This window comes from Cuniculiplasma divulgatum, from assembly GCA_031200235.1.
Taxonomy (GTDB): Archaea; Thermoplasmatota; Thermoplasmata; order Thermoplasmatales; family Thermoplasmataceae; genus UBA509.
Genome location: CP133595.1, coordinates 936,534 through 957,597 on the forward strand (window position 1 = coordinate 936,534; position 21,064 = coordinate 957,597).

The 21,064-nt window shown below is 49.5% G+C and carries 21 protein-coding genes; 8 read left to right on the forward strand and 13 right to left on the reverse strand.

The features are described from left to right. The first annotated feature begins 1 nt into the window (after window position 1). Window positions 2-2,023: a V-type ATP synthase subunit I gene (locus tag RE469_05045; GenBank protein ID WMT45564.1), complete on the forward strand. Its 2,022-nt coding sequence runs from the start codon at window positions 2-4 to the stop codon at window positions 2,021-2,023. Here the strand turns inward: RE469_05045 and RE469_05050 are convergent, their stop codons facing one another. Then, a complete protein-coding gene (locus tag RE469_05050) occupies window positions 2,024-2,260 on the reverse strand; it encodes a hypothetical protein (GenBank protein ID WMT45565.1) in 237 nt (78 codons plus the stop codon). It abuts the gene before it with no gap. 181 nt (window positions 2,261-2,441) lie between these two features. Beyond that, window positions 2,442-3,077: a hypothetical protein gene (locus RE469_05055; protein WMT45566.1), complete on the reverse strand. Its 636-nt coding sequence runs from the start codon at window positions 3,075-3,077 to the stop codon at window positions 2,442-2,444. Between the two features lie 121 nt (window positions 3,078-3,198). On the opposite strand from RE469_05055, the gene RE469_05060 reads away from it, so the two are divergent. Next, window positions 3,199-5,064 (forward strand): S9 family peptidase, encoded by a 1,866-nt coding sequence (locus RE469_05060; GenBank protein ID WMT45567.1) that lies wholly within the window; start codon window positions 3,199-3,201, stop codon window positions 5,062-5,064. On the opposite strand, the gene RE469_05065 is transcribed toward RE469_05060, so the two are convergent. The 3 genes from RE469_05065 to RE469_05075 form a co-directional block, all read right to left on the reverse strand. Beyond that, window positions 5,035-6,093, reverse strand: coding sequence for a pyridoxal phosphate-dependent aminotransferase (locus RE469_05065; protein ID WMT45568.1), 1,059 nt, complete (start codon window positions 6,091-6,093; stop codon window positions 5,035-5,037). The genes RE469_05060 and RE469_05065 overlap by 30 nt on opposite strands. 5 nt (window positions 6,094-6,098) lie before the next feature. Further along, window positions 6,099-7,037 carry an NAD-dependent epimerase/dehydratase family protein gene (locus RE469_05070; protein ID WMT45569.1) on the reverse strand — a complete coding sequence of 313 codons (939 nt, stop codon included), beginning with the start codon at window positions 7,035-7,037 and terminating at the stop codon, window positions 6,099-6,101. A 69-nt stretch (window positions 7,038-7,106) separates the two neighbouring features. After that, window positions 7,107-8,255, reverse strand: coding sequence for an MFS transporter (locus tag RE469_05075; protein ID WMT45570.1), 1,149 nt, complete (start codon window positions 8,253-8,255; stop codon window positions 7,107-7,109). A 229-nt stretch (window positions 8,256-8,484) separates the two neighbouring features. On the opposite strand from RE469_05075, the gene RE469_05080 reads away from it, so the two are divergent. Together RE469_05080 and RE469_05085 are read left to right on the forward strand one after the other, a co-directional pair. Beyond that, on the forward strand, window positions 8,485-9,657 hold the full coding sequence (locus RE469_05080; protein WMT45571.1) for an FAD/NAD(P)-binding oxidoreductase: 1,173 nt from the start codon (window positions 8,485-8,487) through the stop codon (window positions 9,655-9,657). Beyond that, a complete protein-coding gene (locus RE469_05085) occupies window positions 9,657-10,151 on the forward strand; it encodes a hypothetical protein (GenBank protein WMT45572.1) in 495 nt (164 codons plus the stop codon). Before RE469_05080 ends, RE469_05085 begins: the two co-directional genes overlap by 1 nt. On the opposite strand, the gene RE469_05090 is transcribed toward RE469_05085, so the two are convergent. From RE469_05090 to RE469_05100, 3 genes are read right to left on the reverse strand one after another with little or no spacing between them, the layout of a single operon-like run. Further along, window positions 10,142-10,918 (reverse strand): winged helix-turn-helix transcriptional regulator, encoded by a 777-nt coding sequence (locus RE469_05090; protein WMT45573.1) that lies wholly within the window; start codon window positions 10,916-10,918, stop codon window positions 10,142-10,144. The genes RE469_05085 and RE469_05090 overlap by 10 nt on opposite strands. A 32-nt stretch (window positions 10,919-10,950) precedes the next feature. Continuing rightward, the gene (locus RE469_05095) at window positions 10,951-11,652 is read right to left on the reverse strand and encodes a hypothetical protein (GenBank protein WMT45574.1); all 702 of its coding nucleotides are present in this window, start codon (window positions 11,650-11,652) and stop codon (window positions 10,951-10,953) included. Continuing rightward, the gene (locus RE469_05100) at window positions 11,649-12,233 is read right to left on the reverse strand and encodes a chorismate mutase (protein WMT45575.1); all 585 of its coding nucleotides are present in this window, start codon (window positions 12,231-12,233) and stop codon (window positions 11,649-11,651) included. Before RE469_05100 ends, RE469_05095 begins: the two co-directional genes overlap by 4 nt. Before the next feature lie 113 nt (window positions 12,234-12,346). On the opposite strand from RE469_05100, the gene RE469_05105 reads away from it, so the two are divergent. Then, entirely contained in the window at window positions 12,347-12,787 is a 441-nt protein-coding gene (locus RE469_05105) for an NUDIX domain-containing protein (protein WMT45576.1), read from the forward strand. On the opposite strand, the gene RE469_05110 is transcribed toward RE469_05105, so the two are convergent. The 3 genes from RE469_05110 to RE469_05120 are packed head-to-tail and all read right to left on the reverse strand — an operon-like array spanning window position 12,773 to window position 15,225. After that, on the reverse strand, window positions 12,773-13,372 hold the full coding sequence (locus RE469_05110; protein WMT45577.1) for an ATP-binding cassette domain-containing protein: 600 nt from the start codon (window positions 13,370-13,372) through the stop codon (window positions 12,773-12,775). The genes RE469_05105 and RE469_05110 overlap by 15 nt on opposite strands. Continuing rightward, window positions 13,369-14,166 carry an ABC transporter permease gene (locus RE469_05115; GenBank protein WMT45578.1) on the reverse strand — a complete coding sequence of 266 codons (798 nt, stop codon included), beginning with the start codon at window positions 14,164-14,166 and terminating at the stop codon, window positions 13,369-13,371. The genes RE469_05110 and RE469_05115 overlap by 4 nt, the downstream gene beginning before the upstream one ends. A gap of 30 nt (window positions 14,167-14,196) precedes the next feature. Next, window positions 14,197-15,225, reverse strand: a complete 1,029-nt coding sequence (locus tag RE469_05120) for a substrate-binding domain-containing protein (protein ID WMT45579.1) — start codon at window positions 15,223-15,225, stop codon at window positions 14,197-14,199. A gap of 79 nt (window positions 15,226-15,304) precedes the next feature. Here RE469_05120 and RE469_05125 point away from each other — a divergent pair, with 79 nt between their 5' ends. Then, entirely contained in the window at window positions 15,305-15,736 is a 432-nt protein-coding gene (locus RE469_05125; GenBank protein WMT45580.1) for a Tfx family DNA-binding protein, read from the forward strand. A 2-nt stretch (window positions 15,737-15,738) separates the two neighbouring features. Here the strand turns inward: RE469_05125 and RE469_05130 are convergent, their stop codons facing one another. Continuing rightward, the gene (locus RE469_05130; GenBank protein ID WMT45581.1) at window positions 15,739-17,004 is read right to left on the reverse strand and encodes an MFS transporter; all 1,266 of its coding nucleotides are present in this window, start codon (window positions 17,002-17,004) and stop codon (window positions 15,739-15,741) included. A 161-nt stretch (window positions 17,005-17,165) separates the two neighbouring features. On the opposite strand from RE469_05130, the gene RE469_05135 reads away from it, so the two are divergent. Next, on the forward strand, window positions 17,166-18,425 hold the full coding sequence (locus RE469_05135) for an MFS transporter (protein WMT45582.1): 1,260 nt from the start codon (window positions 17,166-17,168) through the stop codon (window positions 18,423-18,425). A gap of 4 nt (window positions 18,426-18,429) precedes the next feature. On the opposite strand, the gene aroF is transcribed toward RE469_05135, so the two are convergent. Continuing rightward, the gene (aroF, locus tag RE469_05140) at window positions 18,430-19,413 is read right to left on the reverse strand and encodes a 3-deoxy-7-phosphoheptulonate synthase (protein ID WMT45583.1); all 984 of its coding nucleotides are present in this window, start codon (window positions 19,411-19,413) and stop codon (window positions 18,430-18,432) included. A gap of 180 nt (window positions 19,414-19,593) precedes the next feature. Between aroF and RE469_05145 the strand changes: the two genes are divergently transcribed. Further along, entirely contained in the window at window positions 19,594-21,033 is a 1,440-nt protein-coding gene (locus RE469_05145; protein ID WMT45584.1) for an MFS transporter, read from the forward strand. The last annotated feature ends 31 nt before the right edge of the window (window positions 21,034-21,064 follow it).

Here is a 21,064-nt window from a genome sequence, read left to right on the forward strand (position 1 = left end):
TATGGGAATCAGGCCGGAGAAGATGATCAGGATAAGGATCATCGGATCAAACATGCGCAAGGATTCCATAATCACTGCGCTTCACGATGCCGGCGTAATACAGCTGGAACAGGTGGCGCCTGATGTGTCAAAGCTCCTGGGGCAGGCAAAACCCGGGGAGAACTACAGGACAGTAAACACACTGCTCCAGAGGTTCAGGGGTTACGAGAACATCCTTCCTCCGTCTGAAGTCAGGACAAAGAAAACTTTCACTTCCATTTCCGAGCTTGTGAAGGAGGCCTCCAGCATTGATCTGGAGGATCACCTTAGAACCCTGAAGGACCAGGAAACTGATCTCCTGGCAAGAATTAAGGAGATAGACAACAGGCTTTCTGTTGTGAAGGACCTCCAGGGGATCAAATATGATCTTTCAATCTTCAACGGCACATCAATCATATCGTACATACTGAAGGACTGGGATGCCGAGGATCCGGTCACGGCAATAAAGGCAACAATTCCAGATGCATCAATAATACAGATAAACCGGAAGGTGTACATCGTGTCAATTCCGGCTGCAAGGGATTCTGATCTTGCAAGGATTGCCAACGACATGGGATTCAGGATAATCCATATCCCGGAGATGACCGGGACACCTGAAGCCTACCTCAGCTACCTCACCCAGAAGAGGAAGGAAGATCAGGAATCCCTGGACAGGATACACGCTGAACTGGCCCACATCTCAGCCGACTACTATGAGCAAATTGCCCAGATAAGGGAACAGCTTGAGATCGAGAACAAGAAGCTTGAGGTTTCCGAGAAGCTGGCTTCCACCCAGGATGCCTTCGTGATGGAGGGCTGGGTTCCAAAGAGATATCTCCGGTCAACAGTGGAACTGGTGACCAGGGCAGCTGAGGGCAGCGTGCTTATCAACGAGGTTGAAACAAAGGATGTACCGCCAACGCTGCTTGAAAATCCAAAGAAATTCAGGATATTCGAGTTTTTCGTGAGATTCTACAGCCTTCCGCAGGAGTTCGAATTTGATCCCACAATGATTTTCGGCATCATATTCCCAATATTCTTCGGCATAATGGTGGGAGATTGGGGATACGGCCTTGCCATACTTGCCCTTGCAATATGGATGGTGAGGAAACTATCCAGGCCTGGTAGCAGTACGATTCTCCCAAAGTCGCTTACCAGGTTCGCCATGACAATATTCGGCCGCAATCCGCTCCTGATACTTGGAAAAACGCTTATTCCCGCTTCAATTGTGGCCATTGCTGTTGGGCTTCTCTTCAACAACTTCTTCGGATTCCCCCTGCTTCCAGTGACAGTTTTCGAGACCAGCACAGGATTTTCAGGAGCACATATTGGGGCGTTCCCTCCTACTCCCACTGTCATATTCCATGTCTCCTTCATGATACCAAAACTCCTGCTCTTCACCGGATACATCGGTCTGGCAATGGTCTCATTCGGCCTCATTCTGGGGCTTGTAAATGAGGCATCTCTTGGACACAGGAAGGGAGTTGCAGGAAAGATTGGGTGGCTCATGATGGCGTGGGGCATTGCAATATTCGGGCTGGACCTAATACACCAGCACAGTGGCCTTTCATTCAACATTCATACGGATCCAAGTGCAGTCCTCTCCATCCTGGTATTTCTGGCAGGAATAATTGTGGTTGGAGTATCCGAGGGTACGCGGGGAGCTGTTGAAATCCCATCCATAATCAGCCACATCCTTTCATACACCAGGATACTGGGGATACTCCTTGCTTCGGTGATTCTGGCGCAGGTCATTGACCTCATATTCATGAAAGGTGTGATGAAATCTCCAGCACTTGCCGTGGTGGGCATAATAATACTGATCCTGGGGCAGCTTTTCAACCTGGTCATTGCCATATTCGAGCCCGGCATACAGGGCGCAAGGCTGATCTATGTGGAATTCTTCTCAAAATTCTATTACGGTAACGGGAAGATTTTCCGGCCCTTCAGGACACAGAGAAAGTATACAAACCCGGCATACACCCTGGATCCGGAAAAGAAGTGATCAGGCCTTCTTTTCCCTTCCCACCATTACATATTTTCTGAAGCTGAATCCGGCCCAGGCTATTTCAATTACCCCGAAGGGCCATACACCTGCAAGGAACCCGTATGCCGAGGAAAATAAGCACATCACACCGAACATGAGGGTGAAGACCCTGTTCCTGTTCTCATATATGTAGAATATCATCATTATGACCAGAACAACTGCACCATAGATATTCACAGGGGACAAAACCTGCATTGCAGGGGAGTTCATGGGCATAATAATTTGTTTGCATTGCCGTGCAGTTCTCATGAGTTGTGTTCCCGGCAACACTTAACGTTGCCTGAACTGATCCGCTCATGGAGTAATCTCAGGATATCATGGTGCTGGATTGTCGGGAAGACCCGCAATGAAGTCAGAGATTATATCTGCAGTTGCATCAGATTATGAAATCGCTCTCAGCAGGTATGCGTATGAAATTGATGAGCTGGAAGGTATTTTTCATAAGACTGTTGCTGACCCTGCCACGTGGTTTTGTGGCAATCTTCCATCCCGTCTCCAGCCTGAGGGCCCATATTTCCTCCCGGAGCACATCCCTGAAGGCATCCATTTCTTCCGGGTTGCGGAACGATATTGAGGCAACAAAGTTGTAGCCTCTCCTGCCACGCCTGCCTGTGCGCTTTCTCAGGGCCACTGAGTATGCGGTTGTTATATCGATGTCCACAGCACTGAGATCCATGATATTGCGAACGAACCTTGGATGGTAGAAGTCACTGATCCGCCTGTCACGACGGGCATTGGTCAGCACAATATGGCTGCTGAAAACGTCCGGAGGGGTACTTTCCTCAAACATCGCCCCATACAGGCGGAAAAAGAATGCGTGAAGCCTTTCCAGACCTCCCTGTGAGGTGCTGTATATGAAAAACCTTCTTGATGTATGGGTGGATATTGCGAGAAAGCGGTTTTCCTGCCCGTCAGGGGGAAGCAGCAGGTAGGATTTCTCTCCATAAAGAAGGCTGTCTGTGCGTATATCGTCCTGTGTGAATATGATCTCCTCCCATTTTCCGCTTTCCATGGAGATGGGTTAAGGGAAGCAGTATGATTATTCTTATGGTTCTGTGCTGGCATTGCCAAAAAAACACCCAATGTTCTGGGAGATTCAGACAAATATAATACTGACATGTAAATAAGTCCCCATGGTTAGGGAACAGACTCCACAGGATTACCTTGACATGCGATCCATTTCGGGCGTGAATGTTTCAGGCAACGGACGCATGATATCGATAATGTCATCTGCCACATACCACGAGAAGAAGAAACCAACTGCATCTGATGTTGTTATATTTGATGCTGAAACGGGCAGCGAGATCAAAAGATTCGGCGGAGACGGGTCGCGAAACCATGATTCAAGATTCAGCCCTGACGGGAAGAGGATTGCATACCTGAGCAGAACTGGAGAAAAGAATGAACTGGTCATATCCGATCTGGATACGGGACAGGCGGAAAGGCTGGTTCTTGAGGGGAATCCCCAGGACTTACAGTGGGCGGATTCTTCCTCACTGTACATACTGATGACGGAACCCGAACCAGCGGAAATCCATGAAAGGAAAGAGAATGGCGATGACGGCTTCTACTTCGAGGAGGAGGACCGTTTCACATCAATCTTCCTCTACAGGCCAGGATACGGGCTTCAGCAGATCACCAGGGGAGTACAGGTATGGGAGTTCACTGCGGGCAGCGAACTGGTTGCCATGGTGACTTCAGAGAAGCCCCAGGAGTATTCATGGTACCACACTTCAATTTCAGTAATGAGCAGGGATGACTGGCACATAAGGAATCTGTATAAGCCTGAATGGAGGGCTGTTGCAAGGCCGCGTATATCCCATGACGGGAAGAGGATAGCATTCCTGGAGTCCCTGTGGAGCGATCGTGGTGTAACTGCCGGGGACATTCTCATTTGCGACACGGATGGATCAGCCCCTGTGAATATTACCGATGGGATTGAGAAGAGTTTCTGCGATATGTTCTGGAAAAAGGACGGAAGCCTGTACACCCTGTGGACGAAGGAATGCAGCTACGGCATATCCATATACAGTGGAACCAGCTTCACTGATGTGATGATGGAGGAAGGAACTGTAATGCCGGTCTTCGCACCGGAATTCCAGCCTCTGGGGAAGGGTTACGCAATGGTGATTCAGGATGCCAGATCACCACAGGAACTTTACCGGATAGCAGAAGGGAAAATCAGGAGAGTATCATCCGAGAACCAGAAACTGCGCGAATGCGTGGCGTATCCCAGCGAGGTCATAAGGTGGGAATCCTCAGACGGCACAGGCATTTATGGCATATTCAGGTCAGCTGGAAAGGACAGGCCTGTTGTGGTATATGTCCATGGCGGCCCCACATCCTATTCACCCGTTGCATTCATTGATAGAAGCACCTATTTGATTTCCAAAGGTTTCTCGGTATTTCTGCCCAACTACAGGGGAAGCATAGGGAAGGGGAGGAAATATGCCGAGGCCAACCGCGGGGACATGGGCGGCATGGACCTGCAGGACATCCTTGCAGGCATGGATTTCCTTGTCAGCAGCGGCCGCACATCAACCGCCAGGTGGTTCATAACAGGTGGGTCATATGGGGGTTTCATGACATCCTGGGCCATAACACAGACCGACCGTTTCTCCGCTGCAGTGGGACTCTTTGGCATATCGGACTGGTTCAGTTTCCATGGAACAACAAACATACCGGACTGGGACAGCATACATTACGATGCATCCCCGTACAGCGGAGATACATACAGGAAGTTTTCAGCAATGGATCATCTGGGCAGGGTACGGACTCCTGTTCTGCTGATGCATGGAGTTGATGATCCATGTGTGCCAGTAGGGCAGTACCTGCAGTTCTACAGGGGATTAAAGGATCTTGGAAAAGAGGTAAGGCTTCTTCTCTTTCCCCGTGAGGGGCATGGATTTACTGAAAAGAAACATATAATCATGAATATGGAGGAAACCGTCAAATGGTTCAGGAAATATTCACCCCAGGGTTTTGCTGACGAACCCTGAGAACACCTCCATGGCTTTTTTGAACTCATCCGGTGCCCCTGTGAAGCACAGCCTGAAGGCGTTAGGCTGGCCGAAATAGTCGCCTGGATCCAGGAACAGGCCGTATCTTTCAAGTGCAGTGGTGCACAGGCCAACAGAATCAATGTTTCCGGAATATCTTATGAGCGCGAAGGGCGCGTGCCTTGGCGGAACCCATGAGAGTGCAGGGCTGCTTTCAACAACTGCAGAAAGCGCCCTGAGGTTGGGCTCCACAACTGATCTTGCCCTTTCCTGGAATCTCTTCCTGTTAAGGAGGCACTGGCCGGCTATCCAGAGTGGATAGGACGGGTTTCTTGTCCCTGTTATGTCCCTTAACCTTTCAAGTATCCTGATCCTCTCCGGTGTTGTCACAATCCATCCAACACGCATTCCGGAAAAGCCGTAGAACTTCGTCATGCTGCCGTTGACCATCAGGTCCTGCTGGCCATCATACACGCTTGTGGGGCGGTCTTCAAGAGTGAACTCAAGAAATGCTTCGTCCACGTAAACGAAATCTCCAGTGGAAACTGATCCCCTGATCTGTTCCAGGTATTTCCTGTCATGAAGGCTTCCCAGTGGGTTGTTTGGATTCGACATGAAAACGGCCTTTCTTTCATGGGCGGCAGATATCATTCCAGGAAGCCTGTGGAAGGGCGCAGTTCTTGTCCTGACTCCCATGTTTGCCGGAACATTGAATATGGGCTCATATTCAGGAACCCCCGTGAATACATCTGCATCCATGGACTTTGCCAGAAGGCTGATGAGGAAAATGGCCTCGGATCCGCCTGTTGTCAGGAAGATCTCCCTTGGATCATAGCCGTAAAGATCCGAAAGGATGTTTCTGAAGTATTCCTCAGGATTGTCCGCATCGCGCTTCATGTCCTCAAGTGATGTATCAACTCCCATGCTCTTGAAATCAGGCTCGGGGAGCCCGCTGAGGGAAAGGTTGTACCTGGCAAGGTGCATTTTCTCCTCAATCCATCTCAGAAGCCTGATGTCCTCAGGAAACATGGAAATCACTTCCTCCAGCCCATCTGTTCCAGGGTCTCGGCAACAGCAACGTCCACTGATCCGTCGCTGTCATACTTATTGGTCCACCCTGTGGAAAAGAGCTTGTTCACGTCCAGCTGCGCAACCTTCACATCCCCTGCCCATCCTCTTCCATCGATGCCGCCGGTGTACCTGAACTTAACCTTCGGCAGGCCCATCCTTTCGGCAACAGTATGCGCAATCTTTGTCACAGACGTTGTCTCCCTGTTTCCAAGGTTTATTATGTCGGTTTTTGCAGATTTCTCGTGCACGTGTATCATGGAGCCCACACAGTCCTGGACATGCATGTACGATTTTCTCTGAGTCCCGTCTCCAAGTATCTCAAGTTCCTCAGGGTTCTTCTGGAGCTTCCTGATGAAATCAAAAATAACGCCATGCGTGGAGTTCTTTCCAACTATGTTGGCAAACCTGAATATGGTTCCTCTTATGCCGTAATAGTGTGAGTATGAAGTTATGAAGCCTTCCCCGGCCATCTTGGAGGCACCGTAACTTGATATGGGCATATACGGCCCATAATTCTCAGGGGTGGGTAGAACAGCCGCCTCTCCGTATACTGTGGAGCTGGAGGCAAAAAGGATCTCTCCAACATCGTTTTTCCTCATGTATTCCAGCAGGTTGAATGTTCCCACAACATTGTTCTGGAAATCCACCTCGGGACCGTTGGAGCCGTTTCTCACGTCCGAGTTTGCAGCCAGATGCACAACCACATCAACGTCCGTGAGATCGTTGCGTTCATGAAGGGATGAGATGTCCGCCCTGAGAAACCTGAAATCCTTCTTATTCAGGTACTTGCTGATATATCTCTCATCCACATTGGAAAGATTGTCCACAACAGTTATACGGTTGCTTTCAGCCAGCTTTTCCACCATGTTGGAACCTATGAAGCCAGCTCCGCCAGTTATCAAAATATGTTTCCCGTTCAACAGTTTCACTCATGCTGTTATTCTCTTGGCTCTCAAATAGGATTCGGTCTTTCAGATTCTGTAGTCCCGGTATCCCAGATAAAACGCCAGATCATAAGCAATCTTCACAAGGGCAGCTGAAAAGAACACTCCCTGCGGGAACAATTCCATGAATACGCCGGCTATTCCAGGTCCCGGAATCTGGAATCCGTTCCTTACCGCCAGGAAGCTGGAATTTGCGGAAACCCTGGAATCCATGGGGATTCTGGTGTTCACGAAGCTGTCCCTGGCAGGAACGTCCATCTGGCTTGTGCTCTGCCTGAGGAAAAGAAACATCTCGCTTATTGCCAGCATGTGGAAAACCGGCACCATGAAAAGCATCACGTTGCTTACGAGGTGCGTGTATACCATTGTCCGCACAAGCCCGATCCTTCCTGAAAGATATCCAGAGGCTACAACTGACAGGGCAGTGATTATGTTCACAGCTATGAATATGAGGCCTGCCTGGGAGAGCGTAATATGGTATACTTCCTGAAACCACAGGGAAATTACTGCTGTATTCACCAGGCCACCCCCCAGGGAATCGGCAGAAAAGAGAATCATCAGCCTTCGAACATCAGACCTGACAGCAGGATCGGGAATGGATTTTCCTTTTTCATGCCGAACAACATCAGGAAATTTAAGCGGGATGTAGAGAATTATCTGCAATGCAGCAAGGATGAGATCAACCAGGAATATGAGGGTAAAGTCATTGGCCCCAAGGGTGAAGAGGAAATATGAGGCAATTGCACCGCTCCCATAGGAAGCAAAATTGTAGAGGGTGAACATGGCATTCTTCTCCTTCTGGTTCTCGGAATACGAGCTGATGGTGAACTGCTCCAGGGACTGGTTAACCGAGAAATCCCGGCCCCCCAGGGACACCCCTCCCACAACTATGGCAGCAATAAGGGCAAGAGGGCTGCGGCCCAGGAATAGAATTATCATTGCCGCAAGAAGGATGGAGGAAAGAAAGAGAAGCCTGGTCTTTGTGCGCCATGTCAGGGCAGTATATGTGTAAAGAAATACAGTGGAAATCCCAATGCTGGCAAATATGACAAGGGATGTGTCCAGGGGCGAATATCCGTGAGCGGACAGAAAGAAGGGCACACTGATTGCAAGTGATGCAAATATGAAGGATCTTGTGGATTTCGTCACCGATAGGAGAATACTGCCCCTGTGCATGCAGCATGTGAGCCTCCATGGGGTTTTAACATTTGGCGTCCATGAGCACTGGGGCGCCCGGAATCACCTATGAAAGGACAGCTGAGTGCTGATGTTCACTGGCTGATGGGGCCCGATCCGGCTTCAGATTCTGTCCTTCGTTCATTTCTCTGGAAAACAGCCTGTTTTCCTGCTTTTATGTGAGAAAGCGCATGGGAAAATTTTTACCCATGCCTGAATTCGATATTGCATGCCGAAAAAAGTCGTGGTTGTTGGGGCAGGTGCCGGAGGAGGACTGGCAGCCAGCAGGGTGAGGAAGATGGTGCCGGAAGGTGAAGCTGAGATTACCGTAATCGATAAAACAGGAAGAACAGATTTCCAGCCATCCTACACGCTGGTGGCACTGGGGAACAGGGACCCGTCCCAGATAAGCGTAAGCATGGACAGGTTTGCAAAAATTGGCATCAGATCAATAAAGGGAGAAGTAACAGGAGTGGACGTCAGGAATCGCACAGTGTCCGTTGGAACTGAGAAGATATCATACGATACTCTCATCCTCTCGCCCGGAGTGAAGTTCGATGGACAGTCCTTCCCCGGTTATGATAGCGCCTATCACTTCTGGGACATGGAGAATTCCATGGCGCTCAGGAAGAAGCTTTCAGCGTTCCGTGGGGGAAAGATTGTGATTGGGGTTACAACTCAGATGTACAAATGCCCGCCTGTCCCATGGGAGATGGCCATGATGCTGGATGAGTATTTTCGGGCAAAGGGCTTGAGGGACAAGGTTGAAATCACAGTTGCCCACTGGACAAAGAAACCAATGGCCATGTTTGGCCCGGTCATATCAGACCCTGTGGCCGGATGGCTGGAGGAGAAGGGGATCAACAGCATAAACGGATTCAAGCTTGCCAGCATTGACGGGGAAGGCCAGAAACTGGTGGGGGAATCCGGTGAAAGCGTGGATTATGATCTGGCAATAGTGGCGCCGCCACACAGGGCACCCGACTTCATTTCCGGTAACCCTGACCTAACATCCAGAAACGGCTGGCTGGATTCAAATACAAAGAACTTCAGGAACAGGAGCTATGATGACGTGTATGCCATAGGTGACGCCATAGCACCATCCATAGGAATCGGCATGGCCGGAGTGTTTGCGCACTTCCAGGCCGATACTGCTGCATCGTACGTTGCTGGGGACATAATTGGATCATATGATCCCATACCATACAACACAATAGGGCTATGCGCATCTGACACTGGCGACGCAGGATGGATCGCTTACTGCGACTTCAAGAGCAAGATTGCCGATTCCAGAACTCCATTTCCGGACTGCAGGTCCATGGGGAGGAGCAGATTACTGAAGGTTGCCCATGCAATCTACGAGAAATATTTCCTGGCAAGCATATATGGAGGCTGGTACTGATGGCAGGCCCTGATGATGAAAGGATAGATAGGATCCTGGGGATGATTGAGGATCTTGAGCCCACGCTTAAGACGGTGAAAAAACTGCAGGAATCCGGGCTTATATCCATACTGGATGCGCTGGCAGAAGAGTCCGACGTTCTATTCAATTATGCAAGCACCATGGATCTCCTGGGAACTGCCTCCGCCCTGGTCAGGTTCATTCCACTGGTCAGCAGTGCAGTGGGGGACCTGGATCCAGAGAAGTTTGAAACCGGCATAAAGGAAGTTTCGTGGAACTCCATTTTTTCACTCCTGCTGGCGGTTATGGAATCAGTGGGAAAAGGAATGGAGAAGGTGGAGATACCGTCATCCAGGCCAGGAACACTGGCTCTTCTGTCGGAAGCAAGGAGCCCAGAGATGGCATTTCTCATAAGGCTTGTTAGGGAGATTGCCAGAGGCATCATGGATCAGGAAACTAAGAAGAGGGAGGGCGGAATAAAGCCTCAGGAGTAGAATTTGTAGTCGTAGAGAATCATAACATTGGCGGAGGAATCAACCTCCCTGATTCTTGATATGCTCCCCCTGGCATTTGACAGGCTCTCTGAGAAGCAAGTATAGACGCCGGCCCTGCTGTCAGAGATGGAGAATATGGTCTGGGGTGCAAGTATTTCCCTGGCCCTGTCCACGGAAGTGGAAAAAATGGAATACAGAACAATATCGCCGCCCGACAGGTCAAGTTCCGTGATGACGCCTATTATATGGTTCTTCATGAGGAGATTCAGCCGCCTCTTGACTGTCATGTATGGAATGTCAAGCTGGCTGGATATATCTGTCACAGACATTCGCGGATCGGTCTTCAGTATGTTTATAATCTCCAGATCGGTGCTGTTTATGTTCATTCCCAGTGGAGCCATGGCTGGTACATACTGCATAACGGGGCTACCCAGCTTTGACACGGCATTGCCAAGCTTCCTGTCTATATCCGCCTGATCCTTTCCGGAAAAACCGTACAGGCTTATTTCCTCCAGGCATTTTATTCTGGAGATAACATCTCCGTCATAATCCTTTTCAGTCCTGAAAGCTGCAAAGGCCTCAAGATAGCCATTGATTCTGGGGCTGACATGGAGGGTGAAGCCCCTGATGATGCCGTCCTCAATCAGCCGGCTCAACCTGTAGTTCAGAGCCTGGGCTGATATTCCAACGTCCATGGCAATCTTTCTCTGTGAGATCCTCCCGTCCTTCAGGATACTGAAGAGAATCCTCTTGTCAGTTACATCCATTCATGGCACTTATCCAATGCAGTTCATTAAGTTTATCCATTTCTGTTTCCCGCAGGAACAGAATGATCCGCAGCATGGCTGGTTTCAGCATTTTCAATGATTCTGTCAAGTTCATCACGGATTTTAGCCAGGATATTCATGCTGTATGGATTCATTGCAATTGTATCCATCATTACCTCCCTGTTTTCGTCACTGCTGATGCTTTCCAATTCGGACAGCATTCGCGAACTTCTGGTTGTGAGGTCAGTTTGAGTTTTTCCTGAGGAATCTGCCAGCAGGGATAGAATGTAGGGCCTTACCAGCAGATCAACCATGGCCCTGTCATGCTGTGACGAAGACATGGCTCTTATGGAGCTTCCCGGGAATATCTGCTTTATAATATCAATGGAACCTGGAACGGAGAGATCATCTATGTAGATGATGTTCCGGGGATTCTGTGAATTCATGGATGATGGCCCAAAGAGGGGATGGATGCTCATAATCTTCCCGGCAAAAGGACGGAATGGAGATTTTACGGAGCATATCTCAACAAGCTTGCCCGGATCACTGCAGCTGCTGACCATGTTCAGCGCAACCCGGATGGGCACAGCAAGGATCGCATAATCCACAGAATCAAGCATTTCGCCGGTGAAATCAGGGCCATGTACAGGAATAACGGCATGCCCCGCATCCTTCAGAATCCTCACTGCAGCGGAGCCAAACCTGCCTGAATAACCAACCACAGCAATCCTCAATGTTTCACCACTGCTATCATGTTAAGGCTGGATGGATCAGGAGGAAATGTGCTGAATCTCAGAAGACCATCCTCAGGCATGCTGGCAATGTCCCGAGGGCATTCATGGCCTATGGATATCTCTGGAATGCTTTCCGGTGGCTTTCCCATGACAATGTGCCCTCCCTTCATCTGTATGGCCGTCTTCAGGGATTCCGGCAAATCCATCTGTGTCACAAACTCCACGCCCGGAGCTGCCATCACTGTTCCCAGCATTGAGAGCAGATCGTCGGTTTTTCCCCTGAAAGTGACTTCGCTTCCTCTGTGAGCATTCACTGCTGAGATTGCGGTTTCCTGAGTCCGTATGGAAAATTCAAAGAGGGTTACAAGAATGGATCGGAGAACTTCGTCATTGATGCCAGAATTCCTTATGACATCAAGCTCACGATCCCTCAGCCTGAGATCCAGACCGCTGGAAGTCTTGATCATGGCTATACGGGAGGACAGATCCATGCGTTCAGAGAACAGGCGCAGTATTGCAATGGAATTGTTCAGAATTTTAGCACGCAATCCTGAAAGTTCCTCATTATGGGCTGTTTCCATTGATTGAATCACTCTCCACGTAACACATGACATGATATAGCATATCATTCAATAAAAATTCTTGCACCGAATCAGATGATTCTTTATTAGAGACATCGGCATTTGAAAGCCATATGAAAAACGAACTTAGTAATGAGATGAGCAGCGGCATAATGGTCTACAGGATCGGCCAGGACGGAAAGAGGGAGTACCTTTTTCTGGTGAGGAAGGAGGGATTCCTGGATTTCCCAAAGGGACACATAGAGGAGGGTGAGACTGAAATGGACGCGGCCAGGCGAGAAACCCTTGAGGAAACAGGCATGAATGTGAACATAATACCTGGTTTCAGGCACGAGATGGAGTACCTTTTCAGCCACAGGGACCAGAAGGTGAAGAAGACGGTGGTCATGTTTGCAGGCAGGGCAATGGACCATGAATCGCCAACCATATCACACGAACATGTTGGCTTTGTATGGATGAAGTATGAGGACGCCCTGAAATCATTAACATACGAGAACCAGAGGAAAATGCTTGAGGAAGTGGACAGGTTCCTGGATAACCTAGGAAATCCTTGAAAGGGAACCATTTTCCATTCTGTAAACATGGTCTGCCAGTGCCCCATCACCGGGGTTGTGGCTCACAAATATGATGTCAATGCCCTTCTCTCTGGCCAGTGAGGATACGGATTTTATGAAACCGGGGCTGTCACTGATTCCGGATGTCACCTCATCCATAATTATGAGATCCGGCCTGTGAAATATGGCACCTGCAGCCGCAAGGCGCATTTTCTGGCCGTAGCTAAGTTCCCATGCCTTTCCTGCAAAATCTATTCCCATAGTATCCTTGAGTATTCTTATGTCGCTGCTGTACCTCTTGGGGTTCTGTGGCCAGGTGATGTGGGAATCCACGTCAAGGTTCAGGAGAACAGTTTCGCTGTTGAGATATATGATGCCCCGACGCTGCAGTTCAACGTTGGTGACATCCCTGCCGTTCACAATGACGTGCCCTGTGAATTGGCTGAAATGCCCGGCAACTGCCCTGAGGAATGTGGTTTTGCCAGATCCGTTCTCCCCCTCCATGAATATGATTCCTGAATCTGAAAGCCGGGCATTGATCCTGAATGTGCCTCTTGACATGCCTATGCTGGCCTCAATGGTCATGCCTCAACTCCTGCATGTCGGCCAGCGCCCGCAATCCTGGCCACGGCAAGGACCGCAAGGGAGACAATTATCATTATGGCAGATGCTGTTATTGCGACACCGGGCCCGAAGTATCCATAGTACTGGTATATGAGGACTGAAGCCGCACTGACACCATTGAATGGATACTGGGTCACATAATATGCCACAATTGCTATGGACCCGAACTCACTCATGGCCCGGCTCATGGATGTGAGCATCGAGGAAATGACCTGCCTGAGCATTCCGGGAAGCACAGCGCCATAAAGTGTCCTGATTCTGGAGGCACCGAAGGACTGTGAAAGCAAATCCGGAAATATGTTCCTGGAGGAAAGGGCAGACTGCATGGACCTGATGTAGATGGGCGCAGAAACAAATGCCAGGGCTATTACCATTCCCTGTATGGTGTCAAAGAAGTCTATGCCAATGGATTCCAGGAACTTCCCCGTGGGCGTGAAGGGACTTCCCAGGATGAGTATGGCTATGCCCACTATGGGATGCGGTATGGAGGCAGGTATATCAGCTATGGTTTCCATTCCTCTGTGCACCCTTGAAGAAAGTTCGTAGGCAAGAGGGGTGAATACTATGAAAACAAGAACCGCTGCCAGAATGGATGTGAACAGGGTCAGGGCTATGGCCTTCATGACTGTTATTCCGTAGCCCTGCCGGTCATGATAAATTGCCAGTCCATAGATCAGGATGAGAACTATTGGGATGGAAATGATTGCCACTGAAACGGCCGAAAATACCCACAGGAGGTCTTTCCTCTTCCTCATTGAAATTCAGTGCTCCGCTTTACGCTGATATCATGCAGGGATTGGTCCCCCATATACAATTCTCCCTGCTGAAATCAGTGCCATGATCCCGGCGGGCGGCTGTGTGTTGTTGAACAGGAGAGGCTCTTTCAGGGGTCTCATTCCATAGCTGGACAGGAATGAATCATTTCCCGGGATATAGCTGACAAACTCAATGGAAGCTGCAGGATCTGTCCCGTTGGCAAGGGCTGAGGCATACAGGTATATGGGCGCGCCGGACTGCTGGCCGGCCGTTGTATTATAGTGAAATTCGGAGTAGAATTGAGACATGCTTGAATTTCCAAAGCTGAGCTGGCCTGGAAGCTCAATGTACTTCAGGCCCTTGGATATTGCAGCAGATCTGTAAATGTAAAGAAATCCCAGATCACCGCTTATGAGCGGTGAAACAAGCTCTGCAGCGTTGGAATCCGTTCTGACTCCTCTGTTGTCTGCAATCCTATTGATGAAGAATGACTGATTGTTTTCATAAAGCGATCCTGCAATCTCAAGGGACAGGTATGCCCTGAGCCCTGCTGGATCGCTGCTTGCATTGGATATTCCTATGCTTACGCTACCAGCGGTCAGGTTCATGAATGCGTCCCTGTATGCTGCATCTTTCTGGGACGCATTCTCTGTGCTGTTTGCCTCAGAGAAGAGTTTCACTATTTTTTCAACCGTGGAATTTGCGCTGTTGGCATACGCCAGGACAAGCTGGTCTGCGGCAAACGCTATTGCCCATCCGCTGTACCTTTGTCCAAGAGATGATCTTGCATATGTGCTCAGTGCCACCGATATGAAGACACTGGCGGGAACACCCTGTGATATCTCTTCTGCCAGGGTATAGGATCCTCCGCCCTTTGCCGGTTCAACAGCAATGCCTGTGGCATTGTGGAAGTTTGCCATGAGGGCATCGGACTCCGCAACATATGCATCTGCAGTATAAACGACCAGGCCTGTTGAGGGCCGGTCAATTTCAAGTCCTATGCCCACGCTTACCAGGATCAGGACAACAAGTATGACTGCAATTACTGTCTTCCGCACCTGTGGCTGATCTGTCCTGTAAATATAAATAGTTTGAAAATTGGCAAAAATTAAACAATATTGTTTTACTATGGTCCTGGTGAACAGGAAAGACAGTAGCCGTTATGGCTTCCTCACGGAGAGGCAGATGCAGATTCTCAGGTTGAGGAAAGATGGAATGAAACAGGGCGAGATAGCTTCTCGCCTTGGAACAACCAGGCAGAATATAGCCATACTTGAAAGCAGGGCAGTGAAGAAGATAGAGGAGGCCGCCATGACACTGCAGATGCTTGAGGTCCAGGGCACCGTATGCGTAACGGGGATACCGGCTGGAATACACATACTGGATGCCGCCAGGGCGATCATAGACGAGGCTGACAGAAACGGAATCAGGCTGAAAGGAAATATGGTTGACCTTGTCTCCTGGTTAAAGTCAAACATGGAAGGGAACATAATTTCCGGTAAAATAGATACTGGGGTGAGGGTTATGATTCTTTCGGATGGAAGATACCTGAAGCTTCCAGCTCAGTGAAGTCACCGGAATCTCATGGTTCCACCAGAAGGGCTGCCCGGCTGCTTATACCTGAACAGCATGGAATAGAGGTGAAGTGGGGTTCTGCCCTTCTGCTCAGGCTCCTTCAGGCCCATGAAGAGCAGGGATGACAGGAACCTTCCGGAAAAAACTACTGAATATGAAAATATAAGCGCAAGGTGCAGCGGGAAGTGGTCAATCATGATCTGGAGCAGGTATCCACCAGCCAGGGCTCCCACAAGATATACAATGCCATTGAACCCGTTTATTATTGATATGTACTCTGCCCTGTGACCGTTGGGAACAATATCCAGCAGGTAGGAATTCATCACCACATTCTGTATGGATCCAAGCACCCCGCTGTACAGCTCCATTATGATGAATTCCCAGAAGTTGGTGAAGAAAGCATAGAGAAGAGGTATTGCGCTGAGCATCATGCGGTTTGCAAGTATTAACGGGGCACGGTTTATGTTGTCAGTAACCTTTCCCAGGAGGTACTGGACCACTACAGACATGGAAAGGGATGCCACGGTCAGTATGGCAACATCAGACAGGTTAAAGTGCATCACAAGCACGATTGTTATGGGAAACATGGGCCAGGCCATTGACCAGAACAGCCCCTGCACATTCATGGCCATGAAGTACTTGTAAAACAGTGGATTCTTCTTGAGTTCCTTCAGAGTTTTCCGGATGTTTCCGGTGAGTTCCTTCTGCTTCTCAGGTTCCTTCAGCATCGCCATTAGGATTCCGGAAATCACGTATGAACCGGCTGAAGCAGAAAATGGAATGAAGATGTCCCTGGTAACCTGCCCCTGGAACAGGAATGTCATCACCACCAGGGATCCAATGGTGCCCAGGGAGCTCAGGATATTGATTATGGAGAGGAACCTGCCCCGGGTTGTGGTATCAGTCTGATCGGCAATGAGGGAGAACCAGTTCACAGTAATCAGTGATGCAAACAGGGAGATTGCCGCATATACAACAACGAGCTGCACCGGGGTCCGTATGCTCCCCATCATGTACCACAGGACGGCAAGAATGGCGCTTCCTGCAATGAGGAATGGCCTCCTCCTGCCAACACGGTCACTGAGCCTGCCCCAGAGAAGCTGTCCCCCATTTGATAGTGCATTTGCAGTGGACTGGAGCCAGCCCATGTCCACGGCAGTGGCGCCTATATACACACCGAAAACTCCAACGAAGGAACTTGCAGCGGTTGCCCCCACAGCCACAACAAATGACCGTATGGCAATCAGCGTCTTATTGAACATAACATGACCTGGAGGACGATTTCCAGCAATATCCAGCCATATTATAATGTTATCAGTGCAGAAAGATTTGGATTTTCCGCAATGTTACATCCGGGATCAGTGAACCCTTAAATAAAGAGATAAAATGTAAGGATATCCTTACAAATATGAGGTGGCTTTGATTGAATCGGATTAAGGAAAAGGAAGGCGGGGTCATGGAAACGATTCTTGCCGGTTCCGGGATCTTCATAGCAACATATGATCTGGCAGCCATATCTGTTGCACTGCTTGTTCTGGGAAAAGCATGGAAACTGAACGGATTTGACCTCTCGCTTCTGGGATCCGCAGCACTTTTCGGTGCAATAGCTGGATCGGCCACTGCCGGAATATTTGCCGACAGGTTCGGCAGGCGTGCCATGCTGGTGGGAGATTTCATTGCATATGTGGCAGCATCCATCGGGAGCGCATTTTCCCCTGATTTTTCGTGGCTCTTCTTTTTCCGCTTCATTGTGGGTGCCGGCATAGGGGCGGATTTTGCCGTGGTGTTCCCGTACATTTCCGAGATAAGATCTGCCGGAACCAGGGGCCGGAATATGGCTACAGTTATGATGGCGGCAAACTTCGGAATGATCATAGCCTATGGACTGGGAGGGCTGTTCCTTGGCGCAGGAGGACAGGGATGGAGAATTGTTCTTCTTGCAGGAGGCCTGATGGCAGTCCCGGTCATATTCATGAGGAGCAGGATCAGTGAATCGGTGGCATGGAAAAGATCCAGGCTTCCACACGTAAGGGACATACTTGCAGGCTTCAACAGGAAGGACTTAAGGAATATTGCTGTGGCGTCTGCAGCCTGGTTCTCGTATCAGGTGAGCGACCAGGGGCTATCCGTGTTCCTTCCACTGCTGCTTTTAACCACGCTTGGTACGGACAATTCAATATCATCATACGGGAGCCTTCTTGTGAAATCCGTTACCATCCCTGCGGCAGTTGTGACCATCATCCTCATAGACAGAATTGGGAGGAAACCTCTTCAGATCTCAGGATTCCTTGGAAGGGCCGTGCCACTCATGGCACTGGCCATGATAATGTTATATTTCGGCGGAAAATACGGCTTCCTTGAGATAGGTCTCCTCCTGGCTGCCTACTTCTTCGGAGCACTGGGCCCGGACAAGACCATTGTAATATCACCAGCTGAGCAGTTCGGCACCGGGATCAGGGCAACAGGGCAGGGAATAGCAGAATCCATAGGGCGTGCAGGAGGCCTTGCAGGCGTTCTCGGCTACGGCATCCTGTCCGCCCTATATGGCCCATGGGCGGGCATAATGTATTTCGGTATTTTTGCCATCATGGGGCTTCTGGTGAGTTTTGCAATGAGGGAGACCGGCCCAATGGCAACTGGGTCCCGGAAGATCGCAGATGACACCTCATGGTATGGGAAATGATCCTTCAGAAAGGAGCTGCGGAGGTGGAATGCAGGAGCTGGAACAGGTCTCTGGCATTCCTGCTCAGGGATCGGAACCGGTCAGGGGTGATCTGCTGTTCGGCATCGGAGAGGGCCCGGTCAGGATCATTATGAACTTCAATCTCAAGCATGGTGGCACCGGCCGCAACCGCTGCAAGGGCCAGCGGTTCCACCAGTTCACGCCTGCCTGCAGGATGGCTGGGGTCAGCGCATACGGGCAGATGGGTCATTTCCTTAAGGGCCACAATTGCGCCGGAATCCATGGTGAACCTGGTGATTCCCTCGAAGCTCCTGATTCCCCTGTAGCACATTATGACATCGGGATTCCCTCCGGAAAGGACATATTCTGCAGATCCAAGCCACTCGTTTATGGAATTGCCCATTCCATTTTTCAGTAACACAGGCTTATGCACTGTGCCTGCAAACTTGAGCAGGGAGAAATTCTGGGAATTCCTGCTTCCAATCTGCAGTATGTCAACACTGTCCTGAAAGTATGGAAACTGTGACGGATCAAGGATCTCAGATACCACCGGAAGACCGGTTTCATCGGAAGCTTCCTTCAGCAGTTTCAGGCCCTGTATTCCAAGACCCTGGAAAGAATATGGACTGGTACGCGGCTTGAATGCCCCACCCCTCAGGATGTCAGCACCGAATCTTTTCACATCTTCTGCAATGGCAGATATCTGATCCCTGGATTCCACGGCACAGGGTCCTGCTGCAATGACAAGCCTGTCAGGGCCTATTCTCAGGTCACCGACCTGTACAGTGGTCGGTGTTGGCTTGAATTTCCTGGAAGTGAGACCATCTGTCAGAGCTATGCCCAGTGACCCTGTATCTATGCCTGCATGGTGATCTGCAAGGATCACATCACGATCATAGAGACGTATTTTCCTGAAAGATGCAGATGATGATTGAAGCAAATCACCCAGTACCTCACTGCTTTCACTGTCCTTTGGTATGATTAACAATTTATATCGTGATAGTCATTATCTAACACTATTAAAGATTTACCATGATTGCATGGATTGAAAGCACATGGTCCATTTGCAGATATCAGTATGGGACAGGCTGAATTTCATTGCCCATGTATAATTTATGTTGGGTCAAGCATTTAGAAACCGTATTTTAGTTGGTCATCATAATGGCATGTGGACAGCGACAGCCGGCTCATAATAGCATTGCTCATTGGAGTGCTCATGGGAGCGGTTGATTCCACAATAGTGCTTCTGGCTCTTCCAACCATCACTGTGGACCTGAATACGCAGCTGTCCTATTCCATCTGGATAATAATGATCTATCTGCTTGTCATAGCCGTTGGCACTACACAGTTTGGCCGTCTCGGCGACATCATGACAAGAAAGGTGATCTTCAATACAGGTCTTGGCCTGTTCACAGTTGGTTCTGCTCTCTGTGGAGCTTCAAGCGGAATAACTGAACTCATAGCATTCAGGGCTGTACAGGCATGCGGTGCCTCAATGATTCAGTCTAACAGCGGTGCCATAGTGGCTGATAATTTTCCTCCAAACAAGAGGGGGCGCGTCTTTGGTTACACGGCCGTGGGCTATAATGCAGGGGCTATGCTGGGCATTGTTCTTGGGGGCATAATAACAACTTTCATCGGGTGGAGGTACATCTTTTACATAAACGTGCCAATTGGGGCGTTCGCCATCTATTTCGGTACCAGGTACATCAGGAAGGGACACAGGGTGGAGAATAAGCTGGACATTCCCGGCACCATAACACTGGCCCTTGCCCTTATACTTATTTCATATGCTGCAGTTGACATTGCTTCGTACGGTGTGAGATCACTCAATATTTTCCTCATCCTTGGAGGCATAGTTGTTCTTATAGCATTCATATTCATAGAAAGAATGGTTGCAAAGCCTCTTCTTCCAATGAGAATATTCAGAATAAGGATCCTGACGTTTTCAATAATGGCCTCATTCTTTCAGAGCCTTGGCTTCCTTGCGGTTGTTTTCATAATTATAATGTATCTGCAGGGAATAAGGGGGCTGTCACCCTTCTACAGTTCGCTTCTGCTTCTCCCAGGATATGTTGTTGGTAGCATCATGGGTCCTGAATTTGGAAAGCTCACTGACAGGATTGGTTCCAGGATTCCGGCCACATCCGGCCTTGCAATGATGGGTATCTCCGTTCTTGTCTATTCAACACTTACCGCTACATCATCCCTATACATTGTTCTGGTTGCTTCGTTCCTCACAGGCCTTGGTTCATCCATGTTCTTTCCAGCCAACAACAGCGCCGTCATGGCCAACTCTCCAAAGGAACTCTATGGATTATCATCAGGTTTTCTCAGGACAATGGCGAATATAGGGATGCTGGGGAGCTTTGTTGTGGCCATATCCATAGCCAGCATATCAGTTCCAAGATACGTGGCATTCCAGGTCTTTGCAGGCCTTGGCAAGCTTCTTGGCAATGTTTCCACAGCCTTCATGGGTGGGATACATGCTGCCCTCTACGTTTCACTTGGAATACTCACGGTAGCTGCAATCTTCTCCCTTGTGAGGGGCAAGGAGAACAGGGGAGTGGCAGCACAGTTTCCTTCAGGGAAGGCAGCTGATAAATGATAATTATGCAGTGGAAGCAGGAACAGAATTG